Genomic DNA, 11,790 nt, shown 5'->3' with positions numbered 1-11,790 from the left:
GGCCCGCGACCGGCCCGCGCGCCACCCGCGGCCCGCGACCGGCCCGCGCGCCACCCGCGGTCAGCCGATCAGAACCACTTCTCGGCGCGGTGGTCGGCCTGGATCCGGCGGATCGTGTTCGAGCGGGACCGGAGCACGAGCGAGTCCGTGTGGATGACGCCCCGCGAACGGCGGACACCGTCCACGAGGACACCATCGGTGACACCGGTCGCGACGAAGAACGTGTTGTCGCCGGTGACGAGGTCGTCCTGGTCGAGGACCTTGTCGAGGTCGTGGCCGGCGGCGATCGCCTTCTCGCGCTCCTCGTCGTCCTTGGGCTGCAGCTTGCCGAGGATCACCCCGCCGAGCGCCTTGATCGCGCACGCGGTGATGATGCCCTCCGGGGTGCCACCCACGCCGACACACATGTCGATCGTCGACCCGGGCAGTGCCGCGGCGATCCCACCGGCGACGTCACCGTCGAGCAGCAGCCGTGTCCCGGCGCCCGTCGCACGGATGGCACGGATGAGCTCGTCGTGGCGGGGACGGTCGAGCACGGCGACGACCATGTCCTCGAGGTCCTTGCCCTTCGCCGCAGCCAGCGCGCGGATGTTCTCCCCGATCGGCTTCTCGAGGTCGAGGACCCCACGCCCCTCGGGACCGGCGGCGATCTTGTCCATGTAGAACACGGCCGACGGGTCGTACATGGACCCACGGTCCGACACCGCCATCACCGAGATCGCGTTCTGCCGGCCCGCCGCAGTGAGCGAGGTGCCGTCGATCGGGTCGACCGCGATGTCGCACGCGGGACCGTGACCGTTGCCGACGTGCTCGCCGTTGTAGAGCATCGGGGCGTTGTCCTTCTCGCCCTCACCGATCACCACGACACCGTCGAAGTTCACCGTGCCGAGGAACTTGCGCATCGCGTCCACCGCGGCACCGTCCGCGAGGTTCTTCTCACCCCGACCGACCCACGGCTGCGCACGGATCGCCGCGGCCTCCGTCGCACGCACGAGTTCGAGCGCCAGGTTGCGGTCGGGCTGGAGGAACAGGGAACCGGTCTCAGTCGTCGGAGTCACGGCCCCCAGCGTACCGATCGCCAGCCGCGAGGCGGGCCGGTCAGGAACGCAGTGAACGCATGTGCAGTACCGACGGAACGGGCGCGCGTAACCCGCACCGCGCCTCCAGAGCCAATGGCTAGGCTCGGCGGGGAACCACCACGTCGAAGGAGATCGCAGTGCCCATCGCAACGCCGGAACAGTACGCCGAGATGCTCGAACGAGCGAAGGCCGGCAAGTTCGCCTACCCCGCGGTCAACGTCTCGTCGTCGCAGACGATCAACGCCGTCCTCCAGGGTCTGCAGGAGGCCGGCTCGGACGGCATCCTCCAGGTCACCACCGGTGGTGCCGACTACTTCGCGGGCCACACCGTCAAGAACCGCGCCGCCGGCGCCCTCGCGATGGCGAAGTTCGCGCACGAGGTCGCGAAGAACTACGACATCACCGTCGCGCTGCACACCGACCACTGCCCGAAGGACGCTCTCGACGGCTTCGTCCTCCCGCTCATCGCGGCGAGCGAGGAAGAGGTCCGCGCGGGCCGCAACCCGATCTTCCAGTCGCACATGTGGGACGGCTCGGCGGTGCCGCTCGACGAGAACATCGAGATCGCGAAGACGATGATCGCGAAGACGCGCAACATCAACGCCATCCTCGAGGTCGAGATCGGCGTCGTCGGCGGCGAGGAGGACGGCGTCCAGCACGAGGGCACGAACGACGCGCTCTACACGACCCCGAACGACGTCGAGAAGGTCGTCGACGCGCTCGGCCTCGGCGACCAGGGCCGCTGGATCGCCGCGCTCACCTTCGGCAACGTGCACGGCGTCTACAAGCCCGGCAACGTCAAGCTGCGCCCGGAGCTCCTCGGCGAGATCCAGGCCTCGGTCGCCGCGAAGCACGGCACCGGCGAGAACCCGCTCGACCTCGTCTTCCACGGCGGCTCGGGTTCGACCGACGACGAGATCCACGAGGCCGTCCGCAACGGCGTGATCAAGATGAACATCGACACCGACACGCAGTACGCGTTCACCCGCTCGATCGCCGACTCGATGTTCCGGAACTACGACGGCGTCCTCAAGATCGACGGCGAGGTCGGCAACAAGAAGCAGTACGACCCGCGCGCCTGGGGCAAGGTCGCCGAGACCGCCATGGCGGCCCGCGTCGGCGAGGCCGCGAAGGTCCTCGGCTCGGCAGGTCACACCAAGGGCTGATCCGGCAGGTCTCCGGACTGGAGGCACGGGGCGCGTCCGACGGACGCGCCCCGTCCTGCGTCCGGTCACCTCCACGGCCGTGCCACGATGGTCGGGTGACCGCCGACGCCATCGCCTCCGACTTCGCCCAGTTCGTCACCGAGTCCCCGACCGCGTTCCACGCGGCTGCGGTTGCCCGGGATCGCCTCGTCGCCGCGGGCTTCGAGGAGCTCGACGAACTCGCCGCGTGGCCGACGACACCCGGCGCGTACGTGGTGGTCCGCGACGGAGCAGTCATCGCCTGGCGCCTTCCGGCAGGTGCGACCGCGACCACCCCGTTCCGGATCCTCGGCGCGCACACCGACTCCCCCGGGTTCCGCATCAAGCCGAACCCCGGCGTCCGCACCGGCGGGTGGGAGCAGCTGAACGTCGAGGTCTACGGCGGCGCCCTCCTCTCCACGTGGTTCGACCGCGACCTCCGGATCGCCGGACGGGTCGTCGACGCCGACGGCACCGTGCGGCTGGTCTCCACGGACGCCGTCGCCCGCATCCCGAACCTCGCGATCCACCTCGACCGTGGCGTGAACGACGGCAAGGAGATCGACCGCCAGCGGCACACGCTGCCGATCGTCGGGGTGGACGGCGACGCAGGCGGGACCTCCGTCGTGGAGTGGCTCCGCGCACGCATCGGTTCGGAGGCCGTGTCGTGGGACCTCTTCCTCGCCGACACCCAGGCACCCGCTCGGATCGGGATCGACCGCGAGTTCCTCGCGTCCGGCCGGATGGACAACCTGACGAGCGTGCACGCCGGACTCCGCGGCATCGTCGAGGCACCGGCCGACGGCGACCACATCCCCGTGTTCGCAGCGTTCGACCACGAGGAGATCGGGTCCTCGACACCCTCGGGTGCGGGCGGTCCGTTCCTCGAGGACGTCCTCGACCGCGTGCAGGAGGGCCTCGGCGCCACCCGCTCCGAGGCCGCGCGCGCGTTCCGTGCGTCGTGGCTGCTGTCGAGCGACGCCGGGCACCTCGTGCACCCGAACCAGCCGGAGAAGCACGACCCCACGAACCGTCCGCGTCCGGGGGCGGGCCCGCTCCTGAAGATCAGCGCGAACCAGCGCTACGTGACCGAGGCGAAGGGCGAGGCCGTGTGGGCCACGGCCTGTGCCGCCGCGGGTGTGCCGTGGCAGCCGTTCGTCAACGTGAACACGATCCCGGGCGGCTCGACCATCGGCCCGATCGCGGCGACCCGGCTCGGGATCCCGACGATCGACATCGGTGTCGGCCTGCTGTCGATGCACTCGATCCGCGAGCTCGTGCACGTCGACGACCTGGCGTCCCTGCACGGCGCCGTCGCCGCGTTCCTGGCCGGGTAGCGGAGCCGCGCACCACCGGTCGGGCGATCCGCTACAGCGTCACGACCACCTTCTGAGCGGACACCCCGGCACGCTGGCGGTCGAGGGCGGTCTGCACCGAGTCGACGCCGGTGCCGACGACGAGCGGCTCGGGGACCGGACGCAGCGTGCCGTCGTCGAGCCCGGACCCGAGCACCTCTCCCCAGAGGCGACGGCCCACCTCGTCGTCGCGCAGGCTGCTCCCCCAGACGAAGGCCGAGCGGATGCCGGCGCGGCGTGCTCGCAGGGTGAGCCGCGCCGTCGTGAGACCGATGCGGGTGAAGACGGGCAACATCGCCGGGAACAGACGTCGCCGTCCGGCGAGCCCGTCCAGCGAGACCGGGGTGCTCGCCATCGCGAGGACGGTGCCGCCGGTCCGTCGGAGCACCTCGATGCACGCGGCCGACGAGGTCGTGCCGAGCGCGACCGCCCCGACGACCCGACGCCCGGCGATCCCCGCGACGAGCTGCGCGACGGCCTCGGGGTCGCCGTGGTCGACGACGACGTCGGCACCGAGGGACCGGACGAGGTCGGCGTTCCGCGGCGAGGCGGTGCTGACGACGTCGTAGCCGGCTGCCCGAGCGAGCTGGACCGCGTTCATCCCGACGCTCGTCGACCCGCCCCAGACCACGACGACCCCGCGGTCGCCGTCGGCATCACCGCCGTCGCCCGGCATGGTGAGGCCGAGGTGCTTCGGCTGGAACAGGGCGCACGCGGCGGTCGAGGCACCGAGCGGCAGGACGGCGGCCTGCTCGTCCGTCACGTCCGACGGTGTCGGGGCGGTCAGCCGTTCGAGCAGCACCGTCGTCTCCTGGAAGGCGCCCTCGCGCATCGGATCACGACCGCGGTCGGTACCGGTCGCCAGCCCGAAGACCCGGTCACCGACCCGGAACCGAGTGACACCCGACCCGACTGCGACCACCTCGCCGGCGACGTCCGAGCCGAGCACCGCCGGGTACGGGAGCCAGCGGTACGTCACCGGGCCCGTCCCCTGCACCACCCAGTCCACCGGGTTCACGGCGACGGCCCGGACACGCACGAGCACCTCGTCGGCGGCGGGCTCGGGGTCCGGGACGGTCGTGGTGACGAGGGGTGCGCGGGATGCGGTGAGGACGGCGGCGGAGTGCTGCGACACGGTGTGCCCTTCTGCAGGAGTGATGACACTGAGTGTCGTCACTCTACAGCGTGACGACACCGAGTGTCATCATCTAGGCTCGGGACATGGTCAGATGGGCGCCCGACGCACGGGAACGACTCCGGACCGCAGCGCTCGAGCTCTTCGCCGAGCGCGGGTTCGCCGCCACGACCGTGCCGGACATCGTGCTCCGGGCAGGCCTGACGAAGCGGACGTTCTTCCGGCACTTCAGCGACAAGCGCGAGGTGTTCTTCGGCGACGACGAGATCCCGCGCCTCGCCGCCCGGGTGCTCGCCGAGGCACCGGCAGGCACCGCTCCCCCGGCGCTGGTGGCCGACGGGCTGCGGGTACTCGCGGAGCAGCGGTTCGAACCCCGACGCGAGGAGATCCGGTCGGCTCGACGGATCATCGACGCCGAACCGTCCCTGCGCGAGCGGGACCTGCGCAAGCAGGCCGATCTCCGCGACGCCGTCCGGCAGGGCTTCCTCGCCCGGGGCGAGGACGAGCTCACCGCTCGCGTGCTCGGCGGACTCACCGTCGAGCTGTTCCAGACCGCGCTCGAGGCCTGGCTGGCCGACGACGACATCGCCCCGCTCACCGAGCACCTCGACCGGGTGCTCCGGCGGATGCGGACGACCCTCGGTGTCTCCGGGGACTCCGGGGGCCTCGAACCCTGATCAGCCGCCGGACATCCGCTGCAGGACAGCCTGCATCTGCGGGTCCTGGAAGATGACGACGAGCACCGGTACCGTGCCGAGCACCGTCGAGACCACCCCGCCGACGAGCGGCACCCAGAACGTCCACCGGCGGGCACGCAACCGCCGGATCGACCACCACGTGACGAGCACGAACAGCACCACGAGCACGAGCGCGCGGACGACAGCGGCGGTCGACAGTGCGCCGGGGTTCGACAGCTCCGTGTACTGCTGCTCGACGACGCTCCGGATGGTCGACGCGGTCGATCCGATCGACAGCGACTCGACGACCGACCACAGCCCGATCACGAGCAGCCCCACGGTCAGCACGAAGTCGATCGGCCCCGCGCCGAACCGTCCGGCCGGCGGCGCTGCCGGTGCCGCATCGCCCGGCGCCTGCGGACCCGGGCGATCGGCTGCGGCACGGGCACTCCGGCCACCCTGGACGGACTGCTGTGCGGCGCGGTCCGGGACGGCGTCCGAACGCGCCTCGTGCTCGCGGCGCTCGTGCTCGCGGCGCTCCTGCTCGCGGCGCTCCTGCTCGACCAGGACCGGGTTCACCCAGCCGTCCGGCGCGTACTCGCCGTACTGCGGGGCGGGACGGCCGTGGACGCGACCCGGTGCGGCACCGTCGGCCGACGTGTCGGGGGTGCGCCGCGCCTCCTGGACGGCGGGGTCGGCGACGTGACCCGGCTCGCGGGCCGGCACCGCGGACCAGTCGTCCGGTCCCCCGCTCACCGGCGACGCCCGCCGAGTGCGCGTGTCGGGTTGCCCGACGCGTCCGTCCGGAGTTCCTTCGGCAACGAGAACATGAGGTCCTCGTGCGCCGTGACGACCTCGTCCACCGTCGTGTACCCGGCGTCCGCGAGCTGTTCGAGGACCTCGGTGACGAGCTCCTCGGGCACGCTCGCGCCGCTCGTCACACCGACCGTGCCGACACCCGTGAGCCAGTCCTGCTGGATCTCGGCCGCGTAGTCGACACGGTGCGCGGCCTTCGCGCCGTGCTCCAGCGCGACCTCGACCAGGCGGACACTGTTCGACGAGTTCGCCGAGCCGACGACGATCACGAGGTCCGCCGCCGGGGCGACCTTCTTGATCGCGACCTGGCGGTTCTGCGTCGCGTAGCAGATGTCGTCCGAGGGCGGGTCCTGGATCGCGGGGAACTTCTCGCGCAGGAGCCGGACCGTCTCCATCGTCTCGTCGACGCTCAGCGTGGTCTGCGAGAGCCAGACGAGGTTGTCGGGATCGGGGACGTCGAGCGCGGCGACGTCCTCCGGCCCGTTGACCAGGATCGTGCGGTCGGGTGCGTGGCCCATGGTGCCCTCGACCTCTTCGTGGCCGGCGTGCCCGATGAGGATGATGGTGCGATCGGCCCTGGCGAACCGGGTCGCCTCCCTGTGGACCTTGGTGACGAGGGGGCACGTGGCGTCGATGGCGTGCAGGTCACGGTCGGCCGCTCCGGCGACGACCGCGGGCGAGACACCGTGTGCGCTGAAGACTACGTGCGAGCCGCGCGGGACCTCGGCGACGTCGTCGACGAAGACGGCGCCGCGCTGTTCGAGGGTCGAGACGACGTGGACGTTGTGGACGATCTGCTTGCGGACGTAGACGGGCTCGCCGTACTGCTCGAGCGCCTTCTCGACGGCGACGACGGCGCGGTCGACGCCGGCGCAGTACCCGCGCGGTGCCGCGAGCAGGACCTTCTTCGTGCCGGCGACCGGTTCGTCCCGCAGGCGGCCGCGCGCCGCGAGGACCCGCGGCGCGGCGAGCGGGACCGAGTGGCCGTTGGTGATCGTCACGTCCCCGATGATAGGTGAGCGGGACGCGCGCGGGCTGAGCGCGCTCGGACCTGTGGACAACCCGTCCGGAGGGCGCTGTCACCGGTCTCGGGCAGCATGGACGTCCCGCGTGGAAGGAACGACATTGGCGATCGAACAGGGTCCCCCGACGGCTGACGACCCGTGGCCTGTCGCGCTGCTCGGTGCGAAGCTGCGGGACTGGATCGACCGGCTCGGCACCGCCTGGGTCGAAGGCGAGATCACCCAGTGGAACGTCGCCGGCGGCAACGTCTACGGCAAGCTCAAGGACGTCGAGGTGGACGCCACGGTGTCGTTCTCGATCTGGTCGAGCGTGCGCTCCCGGGTCCCCGCGGACATCAAGCAGGGCGACCGGGTCGTCGCCGCCGTCAAGCCGAACTACTGGGTCAAGGGCGGCTCGCTGACGATGCAGGTCGTCGAGATGAAGCACGTCGGACTCGGTGACCTGCTCGAGCGCCTCGAGCGTCTCCGCCGGACCCTCGCCGCGGAAGGGCTGTTCGACCCCGCCCGCAAGAAGCGCCTGCCCTTCCTGCCGCACCGGATCGGCCTCGTCACCGGCAAGGACTCCGACGCCGAGAAGGACGTCAAGCGCAACGCCCAGCTCCGGTGGCCGCAGGTCGAGTTCCGGACGGTCCACACCGCCGTGCAGGGCGAGCGCGCCGTCGCCGAGGTCACGGCCGCGATCGTCGAGCTCGACGCCGACCCGACCGTCGACGTCATCATCGTCGCCCGCGGTGGCGGCGACTTCCAGAACCTGCTCGGCTTCAGCGACGAGGGGCTCGTGCGCACCGCGGCCGCGGCGAGCACGCCCATCGTCTCGGCGATCGGGCACGAGGCCGACCGACCGATCCTCGACGAGGTCGCCGACCTCCGTGCCTCCACCCCGACCGACGCAGCCAAGCGCGTGGTGCCCGACGTCGCCGAGGAACTCGCCAACGTCCGACAGGCGCGGGCGCGGCTGGGACTGCGCTTGTCGCACACCCTGTCGGTCGAGGCGGACCGGATCGCGGCACTGCGCTCCCGGCCCGCCCTGGCCTCGACCGCGTGGCTCGTGGACACCCGCGCGGAAGAGGTGGCGCGCGACCTCTCCCGCGCCCGGGAACTCCTCGACCGCCGGCTCGAACGCTCCCACGCCGAGGTCGGGCACCTCACCGCGCGTCTCCGGGCACTGTCACCGCGGGACACCCTGCGGCGCGGCTACGCCATCGTGCAGACGGCGGACGGCGGCGTGGTGCGTGGTGCCGAGGACCTGTCCGGGGCGACGCCCGTGCACGTGACGCTCGGCGCGGGCACGGCGACGGGGACGCTCGAACCGGACGGGCCCGGTCCGGACGGGGTCTGACCTCGCCGGAGTCCTCCACAGGATCGTCCCCGCGGGCGGCACGTCGGTGGGCGCTCGGTAGGATCGAGGGGTGTCATCCCAGCAGGAACCCGAGCAGCCCGACGTCCGGTCGCTGAGCTACGAAGCGGCGCGCGACGAACTCGTGCGCGTCGTCGCCGAGCTCGAACAGGGATCGGCAACGCTCGAACGCTCGCTGTCGCTCTGGGAACGCGGCGAGTCGCTGGCCGCCCGGTGCGAAGAGTGGCTGGTCGGCGCCCGGGCTCGGCTCGACGCCGCCCGCGCCGCCTCCGAGTCCGAGGACGGCGCAGCGCGATGACCGACGCCCACGGCCGCCCGATCGTCGCCGAACTCGGTCGCCCCGAGACGCCGGAGGAAACGTGGGCGCGCAAGGACGCCGCCCGCACCGCACGGCGGCAGCACCAGACCGCCTTCAACCTCGTGCTGGCGCTCATCGCGTCGCTCGGCATCGTGCTGTTCCTCGTCGCGGTCGTCGTGCGTCCGGACACGTCCGTGGGCGACCGGACGGTCGACTACCGCCAGGTCGCGTCCCAGGCGCAGGTGCCGGGCGTCACGCTCGCCGCGCCCGCGTTGCCGAAGGGCTTCTCGTCCAACCGGGCCGACTACCAGGACAAGACGTCCGACGGCGTGAGCGTCTGGACGGTCGGCCTGCTCACCCCCGACAAGCAGTACATCGGCCTGCAGCAGGGCATCGACGCGAACGCCACCTGGGTGTCGAACCAGCTCGACCAGCACGCTGCCACCGGCACCCGCACGATCGCCGGGACGAAGTGGACCGTCTACGACCGCCGGGCCGAGGGGGACGACGCCGGCAACCAGGCGTACTCGCTCGTGACGACGTTCGAGCAGGGCACCGTCGTCCTGTCCGGCACGGCCGACGACGCTTCGTTCCGCACCGTCGCGACCGCCGTCGGCAAGCAGTTCGCGAACTGACGAGCCAGCACCCGCAGCAGCAGCACCACGACCGACCTGAAGCACCCGAGGAGCCCCATGCCCGACCGCGCCGCCTCCACCCCGTCCGACGCCCTCCGACTCCTGGTCGAGGGCAACGCCCGCTTCGCCGCCGACAAGCGCCGCACCGGCCGGATCGACCCGGACCGCCGCTCCGAGCTCGCCGGGTCACAGGCGCCCTTCGCCACCGTCCTCGGCTGCTCGGACTCCCGCGTGCCGTTCGAGCACGTGTTCGACGCCGGCATCGGTGACCTCTTCGCCATCCGCAACGCCGGACAGATCGTCGACGACGTCGTGCTCGGATCGATCGAGTTCGCCGTGGTCGCGCTCGGCACGCCGCTCGTGGTCGTCCTGCGCCACACCAAGTGCGGTGCCGTCGCGGCCGCCCGGTCCGGCGAGCCCGTCCCCGCCCCGCACCTGCAGGCACTCGTCGACGCGATCGCCCCGAGTGTCGAGCGCGTCCGCACCACCGACGCCGAGGTCCCCCAGGAATCCGTCGGCGCCGCCCACCTCGAGGCGACGCTCCGTCAGGTGATCGAACGCTCCGGTGCCGTCTCCGACGCGATCGCCGAGGGTAGATTGGCCGTCGTCGGCGCCACCTACGACCTCACCACGGGCGAGGTCGCCGTCGACACCGTCGTGGGCCAGGCCTGACCGACCGCCACGACCGGTCCCGGACACCATCGGGACACCCACCAGCCGGCGCGACCGCGGCCGGCGAGCACCTCAGGAAGGACCACGACGACGTGACCGACACCACCCAGACCCCAGCCACGACCGATGACGGGTTCCGCATCGAGCACGACACGATGGGCGAGGTCCGGGTGCCGGCGTCCGCGCTGTACCGGGCGCAGACCCAGCGCGCGGTGGAGAACTTCCCGATCTCCGGGAGCGGACTCGAGTCGGCCCAGATCGTCGCCCTCGCCCGGATCAAGCGAGCAGCCGCGATCGTGAACGGTGAGCTCGGGATCGTCGACGCCGCCCTGGCCGCCGCCGTCGTCGAGGCGGCGGACACGATCATCGGTGGCGCCCACCACGACCAGTTCCCCGTCGACGTCTACCAGACCGGCAGCGGGACCTCGTCGAACATGAACATGAACGAGGTCCTCGCGACCCTCGCGTCCGAGGTCGCCGGTGCTCCGGTGCACCCGAACGACCACGTGAACGCCTCGCAGTCGTCGAACGACGTCTTCCCGACGTCGGTGCACGTCGCGGTGACCGAGGCCCTCATCCGCACCCTCGTCCCGGCGCTCGAGCACCTCGCCGAGTCCTTCGAGGCCAAGGCCACGCTCTGGGCCGACGCGGTGAAGTCCGGTCGGACGCACCTCATGGACGCCACACCCGTCACCCTCGGGCAGGAGTTCGGCGGCTACGCGCGCCAGGTCCGTCTCGGCATCGAGCGGGTGAACGCGACACTCCCCCGCGTGGCCGAGGTCCCACTCGGCGGCACGGCCGTCGGCACCGGCATCAACACGCCGAAGGGCTTCCCGCAGCGCGTCATCGCCCAGCTCGCCAGCGACACCGGCCTGCCGATCACCGAGGCGCTCGACCACTTCGAGGCGCAGGGTGCCCGCGATGCGCTGGTCGAGGCGTCCGGTGCCCTCAAGGTCATCGCGGTCAGCCTCACGAAGATCAACAACGACCTCCGCTGGATGGGCTCCGGCCCGAACACCGGCCTGGGCGAACTGCACATCCCGGACCTCCAGCCCGGATCGTCGATCATGCCCGGCAAGGTCAACCCCGTCATCCCCGAAGCCACGCTCATGGTCGCCGCACGGGTGATCGGCAACGACGCCACCATCGCGTGGGCCGGGGCGTCCGGAGCGTTCGAACTCAACGTCGCGATCCCCGTGATGGGCACCGCGCTGCTCGAGTCGATCCGCCTGCTCGCGAACAGCTCGCGGGTGCTCGCCGACAAGACCGTCGACGGGCTCGAGGCGAACCTCGACCGTGCGCGCTCGTTCGCCGAGTCCTCGCCGTCCATCGTCACGCCGCTCAACCGCGTGATCGGGTACGAGGCCGCGGCGAAGGTCGCGAAGTTCGCCGTCACGGAAGGCGTCACGGTGCGCGAGGCCGTCATCGCACTCGGTCACGTCGAGCGGGGCGAGGTCACCGAGGAGCAGCTCGACAGCGCCCTCGACGTGCTCTCGATGACGCACCCGAACTGACGCAGCCACGACACGGACAGGAGGCGCGGTGCCAACTGGCACCGCG

Annotated in this window: 12 protein-coding genes; 8 read left to right on the top strand and 4 right to left on the bottom strand. The window is 71.7% G+C overall.

Annotated features, from left to right (window positions below; translation table 11 throughout):
• Positions 1–68: 68 nt before the first annotated feature.
• Positions 69–1,058, bottom strand: a complete 990-nt coding sequence (gene glpX / locus Q7F20_RS12645; RefSeq protein WP_305740436.1) for a class II fructose-bisphosphatase — start codon at positions 1,056–1,058, stop codon at positions 69–71.
• Positions 1,059–1,216: 158 nt separating this feature from the next.
• On the opposite strand from glpX, the gene fbaA reads away from it, so the two are divergent.
• Positions 1,217–2,245: a class II fructose-bisphosphate aldolase gene (fbaA, locus tag Q7F20_RS12640; RefSeq protein WP_305740435.1), complete on the top strand. Its 1,029-nt coding sequence runs from the start codon at positions 1,217–1,219 to the stop codon at positions 2,243–2,245.
• Positions 2,246–2,340: 95 nt separating this feature from the next.
• A complete protein-coding gene (locus tag Q7F20_RS12635) occupies positions 2,341–3,600 on the top strand; it encodes a M18 family aminopeptidase (RefSeq protein ID WP_305740434.1) in 1,260 nt (419 codons plus the stop codon).
• A gap of 31 nt (positions 3,601–3,631) precedes the next feature.
• On the opposite strand, the gene Q7F20_RS12630 is transcribed toward Q7F20_RS12635, so the two are convergent.
• Positions 3,632–4,753 (bottom strand): zinc-binding alcohol dehydrogenase family protein, encoded by a 1,122-nt coding sequence (locus Q7F20_RS12630; protein WP_305740433.1) that lies wholly within the window; start codon positions 4,751–4,753, stop codon positions 3,632–3,634.
• 86 nt (positions 4,754–4,839) lie between these two features.
• Between Q7F20_RS12630 and Q7F20_RS12625 the strand changes: the two genes are divergently transcribed.
• On the top strand, positions 4,840–5,430 hold the full coding sequence (locus Q7F20_RS12625) for a TetR family transcriptional regulator (RefSeq protein WP_305740432.1): 591 nt from the start codon (positions 4,840–4,842) through the stop codon (positions 5,428–5,430).
• On the opposite strand, the gene Q7F20_RS12620 is transcribed toward Q7F20_RS12625, so the two are convergent.
• Together Q7F20_RS12620 and Q7F20_RS12615 are read right to left on the bottom strand one after the other, a co-directional pair.
• Complete coding sequence (locus Q7F20_RS12620; protein ID WP_305740431.1) at positions 5,431–6,186, bottom strand: DUF6264 family protein; 756 nt, start codon at positions 6,184–6,186, stop codon at positions 5,431–5,433.
• Positions 6,183–7,247, bottom strand: coding sequence for a 4-hydroxy-3-methylbut-2-enyl diphosphate reductase (locus Q7F20_RS12615; protein WP_370871679.1), 1,065 nt, complete (start codon positions 7,245–7,247; stop codon positions 6,183–6,185). Before Q7F20_RS12615 ends, Q7F20_RS12620 begins: the two co-directional genes overlap by 4 nt.
• A 124-nt stretch (positions 7,248–7,371) precedes the next feature.
• On the opposite strand from Q7F20_RS12615, the gene xseA reads away from it, so the two are divergent.
• From xseA to Q7F20_RS12590, 5 genes are all read left to right on the top strand, one after another.
• Positions 7,372–8,607 (top strand): exodeoxyribonuclease VII large subunit, encoded by a 1,236-nt coding sequence (gene xseA / locus Q7F20_RS12610; RefSeq protein ID WP_370871678.1) that lies wholly within the window; start codon positions 7,372–7,374, stop codon positions 8,605–8,607.
• Positions 8,608–8,677: 70 nt separating this feature from the next.
• Positions 8,678–8,923 (top strand): exodeoxyribonuclease VII small subunit, encoded by a 246-nt coding sequence (locus tag Q7F20_RS12605; RefSeq protein ID WP_022906010.1) that lies wholly within the window; start codon positions 8,678–8,680, stop codon positions 8,921–8,923.
• Positions 8,920–9,558: a DUF4245 domain-containing protein gene (locus Q7F20_RS12600; protein ID WP_305740429.1), complete on the top strand. Its 639-nt coding sequence runs from the start codon at positions 8,920–8,922 to the stop codon at positions 9,556–9,558. The genes Q7F20_RS12605 and Q7F20_RS12600 overlap by 4 nt, the downstream gene beginning before the upstream one ends.
• A 57-nt stretch (positions 9,559–9,615) precedes the next feature.
• The gene (locus Q7F20_RS12595; protein ID WP_305740428.1) at positions 9,616–10,230 is read left to right on the top strand and encodes a carbonic anhydrase; all 615 of its coding nucleotides are present in this window, start codon (positions 9,616–9,618) and stop codon (positions 10,228–10,230) included.
• 92 nt (positions 10,231–10,322) lie between these two features.
• A complete protein-coding gene (locus tag Q7F20_RS12590) occupies positions 10,323–11,744 on the top strand; it encodes an aspartate ammonia-lyase (protein ID WP_305740427.1) in 1,422 nt (473 codons plus the stop codon).
• Positions 11,745–11,790: the final 46 nt, after the last annotated feature.

Source organism: Curtobacterium sp. A7_M15 (genome assembly GCF_030705415.1).
GTDB lineage: Bacteria > Actinomycetota > Actinomycetes > Actinomycetales > Microbacteriaceae > Curtobacterium.
The sequence above is the reverse complement of the archived record's forward strand: the minus strand, read 5'-3'. Positions and strand labels throughout refer to the sequence as shown.

Bases quoted from the DNA above. Each gene is read 5' to 3' on its own strand.
- Q7F20_RS12625 (WP_305740432.1), top strand. From the start codon at position 4,840: ATGGTCAGATGGGCGCCCGACGCACGGGAACGACTCCGGACCGCAGCG.
- Q7F20_RS12600 (WP_305740429.1), top strand. From the start codon at position 8,920: ATGACCGACGCCCACGGCCGCCCGATCGTCGCCGAACTCGGTCGCCCC.
- Q7F20_RS12595 (WP_305740428.1), top strand. From the start codon at position 9,616: ATGCCCGACCGCGCCGCCTCCACCCCGTCCGACGCCCTCCGACTCCTG.